Genomic DNA, 17065 nt, shown 5'->3' with positions numbered 1-17065 from the left:
GCATTTCTTCTATCTTATTTAACTTATAGTATATAAATAGTGAATTGCTATAATCGATTTCAAATAACATATGAATGAGGTGGCTATGTATAAAAAAATTCTAGTTCCTATTGATTTACTAGAAGATGAGCTGAATCAGGACATCATAAAACACGTTGAAGCCTTAGCCATGTTGGGGGCACCTGAAATTCATTTTTTATCCGTCATTCCGAGTGTTGAATTATTTTTTGGTATTGAAATCGCCGCATTGCCCGAGAGTCAAAAAAACTCTGCGGAACGCTCTGTTTTAGCGATGCGTGCACTGGAAGAAATAATTAAAGACATAAAAGTGCCAGATGCTCAGATTAATTGCAAAGTCAGCATTGGCTCAGCGAAAGATGAAATCTTAGATTACGCACAAGAGATTGATGCGGATTTAATCATGGTGGGCTCACACCATCCAAGTACCTCAACTTATTTATTAGGTTCAACAGCGTCAGCTATTGTTCGTCATGCAAAAACATCGGTCTTTGTGATCCGCTAAAATAATAGATAAAAAAATGCCGCAAATTTATGGGGGTCACCTTCAATTAGCGGCATTTTTTATTTATTTTTTGGTGGAATCAATTAGCTTATCGTCTGTTGACCAAATACGATATTTAACATCCATATCTGCAGGCGCATAAACAACAATAGGGAGCTTGCTGTTATAACGAACAAACGCATCATCACCTAATTGAGTTGTGATAAAACGATCTTCAGCTGGCTTAGTACAGGCCATCATTGTTGATGCAGGCCCTTTAATTTCATCCAATTTATAGTAGTCGTAACCCCACCCCTCTAAGGTTTTCTTATCAAGATCCCCCATAAACCACTGATGGTTACAATCTGCTTTAATTGTTTTACCAATGACCAGCTCAACCATAAAGTTATTTTCATTTTGCTGGTTTGCAAGTTGAATCACATGACGAGTCATACCTGATTCTGCTTTTGGATATGGTGCGATCTTTTCCAAGTCCTCCGTTGCTACTGCACAAGATGAGACAAGTGCCGCTGCCATTACAGATAAAATCGCTTTTTTCATCATTTATTCCTATTTCAAAAGAGAAAATCAATTAAAAACTCTAAGTTCCATTACATAGTAAGTCAATTACACTGCAATTATCACTATAGATGATTCTTAATTACAAAAATATAGGTTTTTCACAGTAGATAGACGTAATAGTACTTAATTTTAGTATAAGGATCATAAAAATGATAAAAATTATGTAAATTACCCGCTAATTTAATGCACAAAATATGCGCACTGATTATACTAAATTTGAGGCTTAATACATTCTGAGGAGGTAGTATGTTATCAGCAGATCAAGATTTAGTTTCAAAATTAGTATCCACACATCCCCGTTTTCAAACGTTATATGAAAAGCATCATCGACTCGATAAAGAAATCAGTAAACTCGAAGGCCCATCTGGCGCTGGTTATAACGAGCACGTAGCCAAACTAAAAAAAGAAAAATTACATCTTAAAGATGAAATGCAAAAAATAATGCAATCTAGTCTGTAACCTATTAAAGATAGGCTCGATGAGTTTATCTTTTTATTGAATATCCAAGTGGTTTCAGTAAAAGAGGGTGGCCCACTGGTTAGCCCTCTTTTTCATTATCCCCAAATTTATTGAACTCTATCAAAGAATCCATCGTTAAGCTCTCATAAGCTTTCTATTGAAACCATTAAAATGTATATTAAATGCATGTTTTATTTTAAGCAGAGACAATCATGGTTGGTAAACGAATAAATCGGGAAATTAAAACGATTGAAAAAATGATCAACATCTATGAGAAAGCGCACTCAGCCCCCAATGACATACCAGATTATTATCAAAAGCTTTTCACTTATGCCGTTAATCGCTTAGAGAAATGTCGTTATGGGGAAGCAAAGCCTGCCTGCAAACAATGCCCTATTCATTGCTACCAACCGAAAATGCGAGAACAAATGAAGGCAGTGATGCGCTGGGCTGGCCCTAAAATGCTGTTACACCATCCAATACTCGCAATTCGACACCTACTTGATGACCGTAAGCCAGTGCCCAAACTTCCAGCTAAAGTTAATAAGCGCGCAGCGCAGAACCAAGACATAAATAAGTAGAATTAACTTAAGGGCAGAAATATTACAGCATAATCCACATAAGCGTAAGCTACATTTTTTATGCTTATTTACATAAGGTAGTCTTATTCTTTCAATATACTCTCACCATTAAGAAATTATCAATATCCAACTGATATATTTATGTTTTTCTACAAAAACACCTTTTATGCGTAAACATAAAAATGAGAAATACTGGAATCCATCACCTTAACACTGACTATTTATGACTGAAATATGCCCTTATAAAAAATAGTAACCCAAAATAACTAATTACCAAAATCTATATTTATATTACCTATTAAAACCATTAACACCACCTATCAATTGAAAATAGAGACATATATCTCATTATCATGCAATTAAATGCCATTTAAATAAAAATAACTAATCATGACGACAAATTTAATAAATAACTCAATTAAACAATTAATAAATACATAAAAATTACTTATAAATAATATTTTTTACGAGTATTTAATCAATTATTGTCATGGCAATAAAACCGATTACTACACGAAAAATGATGATCCTATACAAAAATAGAAAAAAAACACGATTAAAGGGTAAAAAACAACAAAAAATTTACAACCAGACAGAATGTTAAAATCAGAATAATAAACCATATGTTACCCGTAACTATAGAATATTATAAAATAACAAGCTTAATAGCATTTGTAAATCCGATCTATAATGCCAATTGATTCGGAAAAACTATATTTTGAAACATTTATTTATATTTAAAATAACAAAATGACACATAAATAATCGATTTATATAATTTCAACCATACAGGTAATGTCGATTTTTTATATCAAAGTCATTTCTTTTTTTGATATTTAATTTTGATAGTGATATTTAAATAGTATGAATACGATTACTTAGGTGGCTATAATGCAAGTTAAAAGCAATTTAAATCAGACCGTTATAAAAAAAATGACTATTGATAACGAGGTAGCACATACCATTATCGATTTAACATCCAAAGGCGTCATTATTGTAGAAAAAGGAACACTATTACTGGAAACCCCTGCCAATGTACAAACTTTAAATGAAGGTGATATTTTATACCATAAACAAGGCTCTTACTCATTTCAGTCTGCTGATTTAACAACAGATTGTCAGTTACTCTGGGTAGGTTTAAACGATGACTTTCTACGTGAGTTTATTACTCTACACGGTTCACAACTGACTGAGATCGAGCGATTTGAAGATACATCATCTGATGTCATCAAGTTTACCTCATTTCCATTAATTAAAGACATTAAAAATAGCTTAAATGCAATCATTGACCACGATTATCCTGAAGCTATCGTATCATTACGAATAAGCGAATTATTGCTGTTATTATCCTACAGTGAGCAAGGTGCTATTTTACTTTCTAACTTTAAGCAATTAAGTAACCGTCAAGCCCAACGATTGCAATTATTCATGGAAAATAATTATTTGAAGGAATGGAAGTTAAGTGAATTCGCTCGTACATTTGGAATGGGTTTAACAACATTTAAGGAACTATTTAATACCGTTTATGCAACATCACCCCGTTCATGGATCAGTGAAAAACGAATTATGTATGCACACCAATTATTGGTAAATACATCAATGAGCATTGTTGAAGTTTCAATGGAAGCAGGCTTCTCTAGCCAATCTTATTTCACACAGAGTTATCGAAAGCGATTTGGTTACACCCCGAGTAAATCAAGAATAACCTCTTAATTACTCAATAAAACCGAATATAGACACATGCCCTGTCAGTTATAGAAATTTATGATTTAACTATAATCTGGCAGAAAGGCAACCCAAAGTCCCTTCCTTTATTTCACTTTTAACTATTTTTCATCTCCAGTTACTCGCCATAAAAAAAGGCAATTTGCCTGAATGACAAATCACCCTTTCAAAAACCTAAACGAATTCTTTGGTTATTTGACTTTCATGATCTTCAAGTCAATGATAGACATAGAGTTTGGTGGTATTTCACCTGGAACTCCCTCTACCCCATAACCACCTTCTGGCTTAATATAAACTTTCACCATCCCGCCTTCCCCTGCACGTTCAACAAACGAATTTAATGGCGTCGGTAATTCATTATAAGGCAGCGTCACAGGGTTTTTATCCGTATACATAACAGTAACCGTTCCATCCGTTAACTGCTCTCTCATAATAAATGTGATGTCTTTCTTTTTAACATCGTTAATCGGCGTACCACGCTGAATAATTTTATAGTATGTATTATTATCCAGCTTACTGTATTTTTGTGCCGTAATATCTTGAATTATCTTCTGATTTTTCTTAGCATTTTCTGCGGCAACGACCTTGATATCTTTACTTGGTGGCACGCGTCCTGCTAGCCCTGCGTTCGAGCCAGTGTTACCTTTCGCTTTTAACGCATTATTTTCGTCTTGCAACAAAGTTATACGACGATTTAAATCCATAATTTGTGATTTAAGTACCTCATCACTTGAGAATGATTTTTGCTTCTCTAGCTCAGCCTGTAGTTTTTTCAATTGCTCTTGCGCAGAAGCTAATTCTTTTTGTGCTTTGGTTGCAGAATCCAATTTTTGAGTATCTAATTTCAAAGCACTAATTTGTTTATTTGCATCAGCCAGTTGTGACTCAACCTCTGCTTGTTTTTTAGCCTTAGCCGCTATTTCATTTTCAAGCTTGCTAATTTGCGATTCTTGTTCTTTTGTTTGTTTTGCAAATTGTGAATTTTGTAATTCGAGTTTTTTTCTTTCACTTTCTTGTGCCATAAGTGCATCTTGAATCGCTTTTTTCTCTGAATCAAGTTTACCCAAAGCATCTTCTTTTTGCTTCAACAACGCTAACTGCTTATTCAAATCTGCCGTTAATTCTTTTACTTGCTGGTCACTTGCTTGACCAATTAATGCCGTTTGTTTTTCAACGTCTTTTTGCAGTTTTTGCAAGTTATCATTAGCCTGAGCCAGCTGCTTCTGAGCCGACACATAATTTTGCTCATTTTCAGTCAATGTGGCCTGAAGTTTCTGCAGCTGTTTCTGGCTTTCTGTATATTGTTTAGAAAGCGTATTTTGAGCTGCTTGATGCTCTTCTAATTGCTGTTTAGCCAGTGTAAGCTCAGATTCTAGCGTAATTTTTTGAGCAACTTTAGCCGATTGCTCAACGAGTGACGCTTGGATTTTATCTGCTTGCTGTGTTTTGTCTTTCAATTGAGCCGAAAGTTGCTGATTTTTTTGCTCTAATTCTTTCGATGTTACTTGTTGCTTCGTCAATGCCTCTTTCGCTAAACGGCTATCTGTCTCTGCTTTCTTCAAGCCATCTTCTTTTTGCTTTAACAATGCAATTTGTTTATTTAAATCGACAGTTAATGCTTTAATTTGCTGATCCGTAGCTTGGTTCATTAATGCAGTTTTGGTTTCTATATTCGCTTTTAACGTTTTAAGCTCTAAGTTAGCTTTGTTTAATTGCTCTTGCGCAGCAACATAATTTTGTTCATTTTGGCTTAATTTGGCTTGCAACTCAGCCTGCTGTTTTTCACTATCAGCCACTTGTTTAGCTAACGCATTCTGTGCATTTTGGTGTTCAACCAATTGTTTTTGCGCCAATGCTAACTCACTTGCCAAGCTAACTTTGCCTTCCGCTTTAACTGTTTGAGCAGACAATAATGCTTGAATTTTATCTGCTTGCTGAGCTTTTTCACTCAATTGTGCGGCTAATTGTTGGTTTTTTTGCTCAAGCTCTTTGGCTGCAGCTTGCTGTTTGGCGAGCGCATCACGGGTTGATTGGCTTTCTACTTGGGCTTTTTTCAAATCGGCTTCTTTCTCTTGAAGTCGCGCAACTTGCTTATTAAGATCAAGCGTTAATGCTTTGATTTGTTTATCGTTCGCTTGCTCCATTAATGCAGTTTGTTTTTCAACGTCTTTTTGCAGTTTTAGCAGGTCTGCATTAGCTTTGTCCAACTGCCCTTTAGCCGTTGTAAAATTTTGTTCATTTTGGCTTAGTTTCGCTTGTAGCTCAGCCTGCTGTTTTTCACTGCTTGCCAGCTGTTTCGCCAACGTATTTTGCTGTGATTCATGTTCAGCTAACTGTTTCTTCGCTGCCGCTAATTCTGTTTCTAACGCGGCTTTATCCGCAGCCTTCGCCGTTTGTTCAGCTAATGCAGCTTGAATTTTATCGGCCTGTTGCGATTTTTCTGTTAGTTGCGCGGCTAATTGCTGATTTTTCTGCTCAAGCTCTTTAGCTGCAGCTTGCTGTTTGGCCAGCGCATCACGGGTTGATTCGCTATCTGCTTGCGCTTTTTTCAACCCATCTTCTTTTTGTTTTAGCAACGCTATCTGTTTATTTAAATCAGCCGTTATTGCTTTCACTTGTGCATCACTGGCTTGATTTAGTAATGCCGTTTGCTTTTCAACATCTTTACGTAATTGCTGTAAATCCGCATCGGCTTGCTTCAACTGAGCCTGTGCAGTGGCATAATTTTGTTCATTTTGGCTTAGTTTCGCTTGTAGCTCAGCCTGCTGTTTTTCACTGCTTGCCAGCTGTTTCGCCAACGTATTTTGCAGTGATTCATGTTCAGCTAACTGTTTCTTCGCTGCCGCTAATTCTGTTTCTAACGCGGCTTTATCCGCAGCCTTCGCCGTTTGTTCAGCTAATGCAGCTTGAATTTTATCGGCCTGTTGCGATTTTTCTGTTAGTTGCGCGGCTAATTGCTGATTTTTCTGCTCAAGCTCTTTGGCTGCAGCTTGCTGTTTGGCCAGCGCATCACGGGTTGATTCGCTATCTGCTTGCGCTTTTTTCAACCCATCTTCTTTTTGTTTTAGCAACGCTATCTGTTTATTTAAATCAGCCGTTATTGCTTTCACTTGTGCATCACTGGCTTGATTTAGTAATGCCGTTTGCTTTTCAACATCTTTACGTAATTGCTGTAAATCCGCATCGGCTTGCTTCAACTGAGCCTGTGCAGTGGCATAATTTTGTTCATTTTGGCTTAGTTTCGCTTGTAGCTCAGCCTGCTGTTTTTCACTGCTTGCCAGCTGTTTCGCCAACGTATTTTGCAGTGATTCATGTTCAGCTAACTGTTTCTTCGCTGCCGCTAATTCTGTTTCTAACGCGGCTTTATCCGCAGCCTTCGCCGTTTGTTCAGCTAATGCAGCTTGAATTTTATCGGCCTGTTGCGATTTTTCTGTTAGTTGCGCGGCTAATTGCTGATTTTTCTGCTCAAGCTCTTTGGCTGCAGCTTGCTGTTTGGCCAGCGCATCACGGGTTGATTCGCTATCTGCTTGCGCTTTTTTCAACCCATCTTCTTTTTGTTTTAGCAACGCTATCTGTTTATTTAAATCAGCCGTTATTGCTTTCACTTGTGCATCACTGGCTTGATTTAGTAATGCCGTTTGCTTTTCAACATCTTTACGTAATTGCTGTAAATCCGCATCGGCTTGCTTCAACTGAGCCTGTGCAGTGGCATAATTTTGTTCATTTTGGCTTAGTTTCGCTTGTAGCTCAGCCTGCTGTTTTTCACTGCTTGCCAGCTGTTTCGCCAACGTATTTTGCAGTGATTCATGTTCAGCTAACTGTTTCTTCGCTGCCGCTAATTCTGTTTCTAACGCGGCTTTATCCGCAGCCTTCGCCGTTTGTTCAGCTAATGCAGCTTGAATTTTATCGGCCTGTTGCGATTTTTCTGTTAGTTGCGCGGCTAATTGCTGATTTTTCTGCTCAAGCTCTTTGGCTGCAGCTTGCTGTTTGGCCAGCGCATCACGGGTTGATTCGCTATCTGCTTGCGCTTTTTTCAACCCATCTTCTTTTTGTTTTAGCAACGCTATCTGTTTATTTAAATCAGCCGTTATTGCTTTCACTTGTGCATCACTGGCTTGATTTAGTAATGCCGTTTGCTTTTCAACATCTTTACGTAATTGCTGTAAATCCGCATCGGCTTGCTTCAACTGAGCCTGTGCAGTGACATAATTTTGTTCATTTTGGCTTAGTTTCGCTTGCAGCTCAGCCTGCTGTTTTTCACTTGAAGCTAACTGGGCCATCAGAGCATTTTGTGCTGTTTGTGACTCTTTTAACGCTTTCTCTAATACAACTTTTTGCTCTGCTTGTGCTGTTTTTTCAGTTAAAGAAGCCTGGATTTTTTCCGCTAGCTGTTCTTTCTCTGCTAACTGAGCTAACAATTGTTGATTTTGCTGCTCTAATTGTTTGGCGTCTGCTTGCTGAGCACTCAAAGCCGACTGGGCAACATCTTTTTCATTTTTTGCAGTATTTAGTTCAATTTCTTTTTGTTTGAGTAATTCTTTTTGCTGCAAAAGTTCATTGGTCACTAATTTCACTTGCTCATCTGAATTTCCTGCAAGCTGTAATTGGTTTTTAGCATCCAGCTCTAATTTTGCAATATCTGCCGTTAACTGCTCAATTTTTAAATTTGCAGAGGCATACAGCTCCTCTTTCTCAGCAAGTTGTTGTTTGATTTTAGATTGTTCAATTGCACTTTCATTTAATTGTTTTTCAAGTTGAGCAATCGTTTCTTGGGTTTGCTGATTCTCTTGGCTAAGCTGCGTTAAATTATTCTGTTTCTGTTCAATCGTTTTTTCCGCTTCTGCCAGTTTACGATTTAGCGTATCAATTAACGATTGATCATCTGAAGATGAATTTAATAGTGCTTGTAATTGCGCAATTTGATTTTTATTTTGTTTAACATCGTCATTAAGCTGATTAATTTCAAATTCTTTTTCTGCAATTGTCTGTGTTAATTGCGCGATACTCTTATTGTGGTTAATTAGCTCAGCGACAAGTTGTTCATCATTTAACAAATTGTTATACGAAATAAGTTGTCCTACACCTTGTGCAATACCAAATTTATACAAATTGGTTAGCTGCTGGCGTTCAATTAATTTTGCAAGTTGTTCAAGATAGGCTGAGGTATCTATTCCTGAGGGTCTGGCAAATTTAGAAGAATACAACCCAAGAGGATCGAGAACTAACTGATATTTAGCAAAGTCCCTTGCTAAATATTCAGGGCTCCATTGGTTACTTTGAAAAAAGTATGGATAGGAGGAGAGTAAAATTGGCGCAGACGCGTTATCTGTTGTCACCGCACAGACATCAGAAAAAATCGTTTTTTCTGGTTCTGTTGGCGTCACTTTAGCCGAATCAACTTGGCTTGCCGATGCTACGCCAGACTTTCTTTTACCCGTAGTTTTCCCTTTGGTTCCTTTATTCGCTGCCGCAGACTTTTGTTTTTCCTTCGGCGCAGGCACTGTCGAGAGTGAAGAGAAAATATCGTAACCTTGAGCTTGTGTATTAACTGGCTGTTGTTGTTGTTTTTGCTCTTTTACTTTGCCTTCGCTTTCCAATTGGAGGTAAGTGTCAAAATCATCAATAACGCTATTAAATTTGTCTGCTTTTGGAGCATGACTAAAAAATGTCGTAACAAGTGCCAGCGACACACAAAGCCTAAGGTTTATTCTCATAATCCACTAATTTTCTTCAATGTTGATTCGGTAGACAATACTGAGTTATAGCGAACTTTTGCACAGAGTACTTTCGTTTTAGATTCAATCGCCATTTGCAGTAATTCAATTGTGTCAGGGCTAGCAGTGCCTTCAACTTCTCTGTAGAGACGATTGATTTCACTAACCTCTTTGAATGAACCTACTAAACGGTTGTAATCCTTTGGCGAAAGTGTTTTTAGTGCGTTTAATTCCTTAACACACGTATTTAGGTGAGCAAATGTTTGTTGATCAGCGCCACTTTGTCCATAAGTTGTTGACGCTATTGGTGTACGATTAATAGCGCTATTTAAAACTTTTTGTGATTCTGGATAAGAATCATCAGCTTGGGTCGCACTTGCTGATGGTTGCTCAGCAGCAGGGGCGGTATTTGCTGTTACGGTTTGTTTACTTGGGGTATTCGGTGTTGCTGTATTGTATGTGTCTGAGCCAAATGTACAGCCAGAAAGAAGAGCCGTACCTGCTATAAGCAAAGATGCAACATGAAATTTATTTTTTAAAAACATATGGTTACCTTACCAGTACTTTTCTTCGCTATTATAATGATGTCCAAGAAACCTAGTGTAAGCTAAAAGTTAGCTATTTTCTATAAGTCCGAATGTAGAAATAGAGTCATCTCATAAATTTAGATTAAAATAATTTTAGTTTTAAACTTATTTAATCGCTACCCTTTCGTAACTTTTATGAGCTTATTCTTATTAATACACCAAGACAGTCATAAATTAACACATTTAAGGTGCTATTTAATTATATTATGTTATCCAAACATTATTTTACTAGTTTATGTAACCATAAACATAACAGCTCAATAACACAAAACCCGCGTTCTTTTTTATCTTCCTGTTGTAACACTTACTAACAAATAAAATAGTTTTTTGTTACACAAGAAGAGTGTTTTAAGCACTCTCACAGTATCTGTACTGCTTTAAAAACATTTCAGTGCAACCACTTTACTTAAAAACTCAAAAACAAGTAACTTACTTGGAATTCATTTATAAAAAAGACAGCGAACAATAAATTTCATGCATTCTCAATAGGTTATATTTCAAAAAACCAACATATACCATACGTAGCACTTGTGTAATTATACCAACTCTTTGGAATAATTACTTATACTAAATTGATACTATTCGTAACTCAAATTTATTTTTAACATTATTATATAGACTACTTTCCGCTAATTAGCGAATACGAACAAAAAAAAGACTGGCACATATTATGTTGATATTAGATTGAGAGGCTTGAGGAGTCGCAAGATACGTAGAATAAAAAACAAGGAAAGTTTGAACATATTAAGAGTAAAATGATGTGCCCAGTATTATCTGGGCACAAAAACAACATCGGCTATTTTGTCGGACGTAATGCTGGGAATAAAATAACATCACGAATGGTATGACTGTTAGTGAATAACATCACCATACGGTCGATACCAATACCAAGACCTGCAGTTGGCGGTAAACCATGTTCTAAAGCAGTAACATAGTCTTCGTCATAGAACATTGCTTCATCATCACCTTCGTCTTTTTGACGAACTTGCTCAGCAAAACGTTCTGCTTGGTCTTCTGCATCATTTAATTCCGAGAAACCATTACCAATTTCACGACCACCAATAAAGAACTCAAAACGGTCAGTAATAAATGGATTGTCATCATTACGACGTGCTAAAGGTGAAACTTCAGCAGGGTATTCAGTGATAAATGTTGGTTGAATTAAGTGGCTTTCAGCGACTTCCTCAAAGATTTCACACTGGACACGACCTAAGCCCCAACTTTTCTCAATCTTAATACCTAATGATTGTGCAATCTCAACGGCCTTATCCATATCGTCTAAATCAGCCACATTGGTTTCTGGACGATATTTACAGATAGCTTGCTTCATGGTCAATTTAGTGAACGGCTGACCAAAATCAAACTGTTGGTCGCCATACTGAACGACTGTGTTGCCTAACACTTTTTGTGTCAGTGTACGGAATAAATCTTCCGTTAATTCAATCAAATCACGGTAATCTGCATACGCCATATAGAGTTCCATCATAGTGAACTCAGGGTTATGACGAGGCGATAAACCTTCATTACGGAAGTTACGGTTAATTTCAAAAACGCGTTCGAAACCACCGACCACTAACCGTTTTAAGTACAGTTCTGGTGCGATACGCAAATACATATCGATATCTAACGCGTTATGGTGCGTGATAAATGGACGTGCTGATGCGCCACCTGGAATAACTTGCATCATTGGGGTTTCCACTTCCATAAAATCACGACCAACCATGAAGTTACGGACTTCAGCTAAGATTTTAGAGCGCACAATGAAGGTGTTACGTGATTCATCATTTGCAATCAAATCCAAATAACGCTGACGATAACGTGTTTCTTGGTCTGATAAACCGTGAAATTTATCTGGCAATGGACGCAAGGCTTTGGTTAACAAACGTACTTCATGACAATGAACAGTGAGTTCACCCGTTTTCGTTTTAAATAAACGCCCTTTCGCACCTAAAATGTCACCCAAGTCCCATTTTTTGAACTGTTCGTTATAAACGCCTTCCGCTAAGTCATCACGTGATACGTAGATTTGAATACGGCCACCAACATCTTGCAATGTTGCAAATGAAGCTTTACCCATGATACGGCGCGTCATCATACGACCCGCGATAGAGACTTCAATATTCAAGTCTTCCAGCTCTTCCGATGACTTTTCACCATACTGAGCATGGATTTTGTCTGAAAGATCTTCACGACGAAAATCATTTGGGAATGGAATTCCTTTTTCACGCAACGCCGCAAGTTTTTCTTTACGGGTTTTAAGTTCGTTATTCAAATCGGGAGCCTGTTCTGCACCCTGTTGCTCTTGAGACATTTTTCCCTCACAGGCCAGCTTTTAAACTAGCTTCAATGAATTTATCCAAATCACCATCCAGTACGGCTTGCGTGTTACGCGTTTCCACACCAGTACGTAAATCTTTTATTCTTGCATCATCAAGGACATAAGAACGAATTTGGCTTCCCCAGCCAATATCTGATTTGTTCTCTTCCATCGCTTGCTTGTCCGCATTTTTCTTTTGCATTTCCAGTTCATATAGCTTCGCTTTTAACTGGCGCATTGCTTGGTCTTTATTTTTATGCTGCGAACGGTCGTTCTGGCACTGCGTCACAATATTCGTTGGAATATGAGTAATACGTACCGCTGACTCCGTTTTGTTTACGTGCTGACCACCCGCACCTGAAGCGCGGTACACATCAATACGTAAGTCCGCTGGGTTAATTTCGATATCAATATCGTCATCAACTTCAGGGTAAATAAAGGCTGAGCTAAACGAAGTATGACGACGCCCGCCCGAGTCAAATGGACTCTTACGAACTAAACGGTGAACCCCAGTCTCTGTTCTTAACCAGCCGTAAGCGTAGTCGCCAATAATTTTCACTGTCGCTGATTTTAGACCCGCGACATCACCATCAGACTCTTCAATAATCTCGGTTTTAAAGCCCTTCGACTCCGCCCAACGCAAGTACATACGTAATAACATACTTGCCCAATCCTGAGCTTCAGTACCACCAGAACCCGCTTGTAAGTCGATATAGCAATCAGCGCTGTCGTATTCACCCGAAAACATGCGGCGAAATTCCAATTGCTCTAATTTGCCTTGTAGTAATTCAAGCTCCGCCCCCGCTTCATTGAAGGTATCTTCATCGTCAGCCTCAACGGCCAACTCCAATAAACCTTCAACATCCTCAAGACCTTGTGTTAGTTGATCGATTGTTTCAACTATCGCCTCAAGAGATGAGCGTTCTTTACCAAGAGCTTGCGCTCTTTCTGGCTCATTCCAGACATCGGGTTGCTCTAGCTCTGCGTTGACTTCTTCTAAGCGTTCTTTCTTGGCATCATAGTCAAAGATACCCCCTCAGAACCGATGTCCGATCAGACAGGTCCTGAATCTTACTTTTTACTGGGTTTATTTCAAACGTCATTTTCAATATCTTATGGTTGGTCAAAATAATTTTTATTTACAAACCAATTAGTATAACGGAATTTATCTCAGGTTTATAGCACCCTAAAACGCTATTTCATCCCATACTCATCGATAATATTTGTGTTTAATCAGGCCAAATATGCTCAACCATTAATTGTACGCTTCGTTGCCCTCGGTATTCATTTACATCGAGTTTAAACGCAATTTTAGCTTTCTTAATGCTGTTATCTGGCCATCTGCGCACATCAATGTTAAACATAATTGCATCCAGCATTGGACCGCCATTGGCAGGTTCTACCATCAGTTTAAGGTGGCGCTCTCCCACTAACCGTTGCTGTAATAATAAAAAGTGTCCGTCAAACACGGGTTCGGGGAATGATTGCCCCCATGGCCCGCTTTCACGAATTAATTCTGCGGTTTCTAGGCAAAACTCGTTGCGAGACAGCTCACCATCGCTCCAAACAACACCCGCTAATTGTTCTGGTTTAATGAGCTCCCCCATTAAACGCTCAAAATGATGCTTAAAATCCTCAAATTTACTTTCGTCTAAAGTCAAACCCGCAGCCATCGCGTGGCCACCAAACTTTTGCATTAATCCAGGTTGCAAGGTATTTAAACGTTCAAGGGCATCACGCATATGCACACCTTGAACTGAACGCCCAGAACCTTTGAGTACGCCATCCCCTGCGGGAGCAAATGCAATCACAGGCCGATGATATTGCTCTTTAATTCTAGATGCTAAAATCCCAACAACCCCTTGATGCCACTCAGGGTGATAAATGGCAAGGCCATTGGGTAGTTGATTATCACTGTACTCAAATTTGTTAAAAAGCACCGACGCTTCGTGCTGCATTCCCTGTTCAATTTCACGACGAGTTTGATTTAACCCATCTAATTCGTTAGCAAGCTCCCTCGCATAAGCCATATCATCAGTCAGCAGTAATTCAATACTCACAGACATATCATCCAACCGACCCGCCGCATTCAACCGTGGGCCAAGGGCAAAACCAAAATCATTGGCAACTAGCCTTGGTAAATCACGCTTTGACACCTCAACGAGTGCCTTAATACCTGCGCAGCAACGCCCTGCTCTAACACGGTTTAATCCTTGGTGAACCAGTATCCGATTGTTGGTATCAAGAGGTACCACGTCCGCCACCGTGCCTAATGCAACCAAATCAAGATATTCGGCTAAATTAGGTTCGCTTAACCCTTGTTGGATAAACCATTCTTTTTGACGTAAATGTGCGCGCAGTGCTGACATTAAATAAAATGTCACCCCGACGCCTGCTAATGATTTTGAGCCAAAGTGACACTCATTGAGGTTTGGATTAATAATAGCGTCGGCTTCAGGCAGCGTTTCTCCTGGTAAATGGTGATCGGTAATGATGACATTAATCCCATATTGCTTTGCAACGACTACACCTTCATGAGATGAAATACCATTATCCACGGTGATAATTAAATTTGCCCCCCGCTTGTGTGCTTCTTCAACCACCAGCGGTGTTAAACCATAACCATTTTCAAAACGATTCGGTACGATATAATTTAAATTGGCATAACCCATCGATTTTAATGCACGAATAGCCAGTGCTGTACTTGTTGCACCGTCCGCATCAAAATCCCCTACAATGGTAATGGATTCGTGCTCAGTCAGTGCTCGGTAAAGTAAGGCAAGTGCATTCTCAATGCCTGATAGCGAACGATAATCCAGCAAATTTGTGGCTTTACGCTCCAGCTGAGCCATATCCGTAATACCACGATGCAAGTAAATACGCTGCAATAATTCAGGGAGCCCTGGAAGTTGAGCAGACTCACCATCAACGTGCCGTTGTCGTAAAAAAGTTTCTACATTCACAATAATTAACTATTTTTCGTCGAGTAATTGAATAAGTGCATCAGGTTTTAGGAAGCCAGGTAACATTTGACCATTAGGTAAAATAATCGCGGGGGTGCCAGTCACTTTAAATAAATTAGCTACATTCATATGCTTACTTAGATCAATTTTACAGTTGTCTATCATAGCGATTTCTTCACCCTTAAACGCTTGTGTTAACGCATTTTGTGGTAAGCCATTACACCAAATAGACGCCATCTTTTTACCTACATCACTTTGGGCACCTTGACGAGGGTAAGCAAGGTAACGCACCGTCACACCTTTACTATTAAGCTCGCCGACAGTTTCATGGAGCTTTTTGCAATATCCGCAACTAATATCAGTGAAGACAGTGACCACGTATTTTTCTTGTGGCGCCTTAAAATAAATCATTTCATTTTTAAGGGCTTCAACCTTTTTCATTAGCGGCTGGTTACTAATATTCACGGGGTTTTTTCCACTCATATCGTAAATTGGCCCTTGAAGTAAATACTTACCATCATCCGTAATGTAGACGATACCCGTCGTCGTTTCGACCACATTCAACCCAACGATAGGTGAAGGTTTAATTGACTCCACTGTCATATCGTATTTTGCCAATGTATCACGAATGACTATCTCTTCCGTTGCACTGTATGCGTTCGCGGTAATCGCAGCAAAACAAGCCACCGCCAGTAATAGCAATTTGCGTTTCATTAATAATCCTTTAATTGTCATCCTCTTGGATGATGTTGTTCATGTAGCGCGCGTAATCGTTCAGTCGCAACATGGGTATAAATTTGCGTTGTTGATAAATCGCTGTGGCCTAATAACATCTGTACGACACGTAAATCTGCCCCATGGTTCAATAAATGTGTTGCAAAGGCATGTCTAAGGACGTGAGGCGAGAGTGATTCTGCATCAATTTGTGCCAGCACCGCGTAGTACTTTATTCGATGCCAAAATGTCTGCCGGGTCATTTTTGTTCCACGTTTACTCGGAAACAAAATATCACTAGTTTTACCCTTTAATAAATCAGGGCGACCTTCATCAATATATTTTTCCAGCCAATATATTGCCTCTTCCCCCAAAGGAATCAATCTTTCTTTATCGCCTTTACCGACAACACGAATGACGCCTTGGCGCAAACTAATGTCAGAAAACGTTAAACCAATCAGTTCAGAAACACGTAAACCGCAGGCATATAAAACCTCTAGCATGGCTTTATCCCGCAATTCTAGGGAGTCTTCTGTTGCAGGCGCATTTAATAAATCATCGACTTGTTGTTCACTGAGGTCTTTTGGTAATCGCTGCGGTATTTTAGGTGCTGCAATGACAGCTGAAGGATCATCGCTACGCAACTTTTCTCGATATAAGTATTGAAATAGGCGACGCATCGCGCTTAATAAACGAGCAGAGCTAGCGGCCTTATAACCACCATCAATACGTTCAGCGAGAAAAGATTGCAAATCAATTGATTGAACACTCTCTAAATGTAAATGATGCGCATCAAGCCATCTATCTAGTGATTGAAGGTCATTACGATACGATGCTAATGTGTTTTCCGCTAAATCCTGTTCAAGCCAGATTGTATCAAGAAATTGCTCAATTAATGGATTAAGGTGTTTTGTTTCCACA

The 17065-nt window shown here is 38.7% G+C and carries 12 protein-coding genes; 4 read left to right on the top strand and 8 right to left on the bottom strand.

What is annotated here, in order from left to right; translation table 11 throughout:
• Positions 1 to 85 precede the first annotated feature (85 nt).
• Positions 86 to 523, top strand: a complete 438-nt coding sequence (locus tag ACE2AL_RS06865; RefSeq protein ID WP_206082634.1) for a universal stress protein — start codon at positions 86 to 88, stop codon at positions 521 to 523.
• A gap of 63 nt (positions 524 to 586) precedes the next feature.
• Here the strand turns inward: ACE2AL_RS06865 and eco are convergent, their stop codons facing one another.
• Positions 587 to 1063 (bottom strand): serine protease inhibitor ecotin, encoded by a 477-nt coding sequence (gene eco, locus ACE2AL_RS06860; protein WP_206082635.1) that lies wholly within the window; start codon positions 1061 to 1063, stop codon positions 587 to 589.
• Between the two features lie 267 nt (positions 1064 to 1330).
• On the opposite strand from eco, the gene ACE2AL_RS06855 reads away from it, so the two are divergent.
• The 3 genes from ACE2AL_RS06855 to ACE2AL_RS06845 all read left to right on the top strand — a co-directional run bounded on the left by ACE2AL_RS06855 (position 1331) and on the right by ACE2AL_RS06845 (position 3837).
• The gene (locus tag ACE2AL_RS06855) at positions 1331 to 1543 is read left to right on the top strand and encodes a DUF465 domain-containing protein (protein ID WP_206082636.1); all 213 of its coding nucleotides are present in this window, start codon (positions 1331 to 1333) and stop codon (positions 1541 to 1543) included.
• A gap of 212 nt (positions 1544 to 1755) precedes the next feature.
• A complete protein-coding gene (locus tag ACE2AL_RS06850) occupies positions 1756 to 2124 on the top strand; it encodes a nitrous oxide-stimulated promoter family protein (protein WP_272573511.1) in 369 nt (122 codons plus the stop codon).
• Between the two features lie 891 nt (positions 2125 to 3015).
• The gene (locus tag ACE2AL_RS06845; RefSeq protein WP_349415790.1) at positions 3016 to 3837 is read left to right on the top strand and encodes an AraC family transcriptional regulator; all 822 of its coding nucleotides are present in this window, start codon (positions 3016 to 3018) and stop codon (positions 3835 to 3837) included.
• A 203-nt stretch (positions 3838 to 4040) separates the two neighbouring features.
• On the opposite strand, the gene ACE2AL_RS06840 is transcribed toward ACE2AL_RS06845, so the two are convergent.
• The 7 genes from ACE2AL_RS06840 to xerD form a co-directional block, all read right to left on the bottom strand.
• A complete protein-coding gene (locus ACE2AL_RS06840) occupies positions 4041 to 9539 on the bottom strand; it encodes a hypothetical protein (protein WP_375084171.1) in 5499 nt (1832 codons plus the stop codon).
• Between the two features lie 20 nt (positions 9540 to 9559).
• Complete coding sequence (locus tag ACE2AL_RS06835) at positions 9560 to 10108, bottom strand: hypothetical protein (RefSeq protein WP_272539132.1); 549 nt, start codon at positions 10106 to 10108, stop codon at positions 9560 to 9562.
• Positions 10109 to 10946: 838 nt separating this feature from the next.
• Positions 10947 to 12461: a lysine--tRNA ligase gene (gene lysS, locus ACE2AL_RS06830; protein ID WP_375084170.1), complete on the bottom strand. Its 1515-nt coding sequence runs from the start codon at positions 12459 to 12461 to the stop codon at positions 10947 to 10949.
• A gap of 7 nt (positions 12462 to 12468) precedes the next feature.
• Positions 12469 to 13570 (bottom strand): peptide chain release factor 2 gene (gene prfB / locus ACE2AL_RS06825; RefSeq protein ID WP_206082641.1). Its coding sequence is split into 2 segments (ribosomal slippage): positions 12469 to 13491 and positions 13493 to 13570, totalling 1101 coding nucleotides; the frame shifts between segments, so codons are not numbered across the junction.
• Between the two features lie 126 nt (positions 13571 to 13696).
• Positions 13697 to 15430 (bottom strand): single-stranded-DNA-specific exonuclease RecJ, encoded by a 1734-nt coding sequence (recJ, locus tag ACE2AL_RS06820; protein ID WP_272539131.1) that lies wholly within the window; start codon positions 15428 to 15430, stop codon positions 13697 to 13699.
• 9 nt (positions 15431 to 15439) lie between these two features.
• A complete protein-coding gene (dsbC, locus tag ACE2AL_RS06815) occupies positions 15440 to 16144 on the bottom strand; it encodes a bifunctional protein-disulfide isomerase/oxidoreductase DsbC (RefSeq protein WP_206082643.1) in 705 nt (234 codons plus the stop codon).
• Between the two features lie 17 nt (positions 16145 to 16161).
• Positions 16162 to 17064 carry a site-specific tyrosine recombinase XerD gene (gene xerD / locus ACE2AL_RS06810; RefSeq protein WP_206082644.1) on the bottom strand — a complete coding sequence of 301 codons (903 nt, stop codon included), beginning with the start codon at positions 17062 to 17064 and terminating at the stop codon, positions 16162 to 16164.
• Position 17065 lies beyond the last annotated feature (1 nt).

Origin of the sequence: Providencia xihuensis (genome assembly GCF_041953405.1) — a bacterium.
In the GTDB taxonomy this organism is placed as follows: domain Bacteria; phylum Pseudomonadota; class Gammaproteobacteria; order Enterobacterales; family Enterobacteriaceae; genus Providencia; species Providencia vermicola.
Note: the sequence above shows the minus strand (reverse complement) of the source record. Positions and strands in the feature narration are given on the sequence as shown.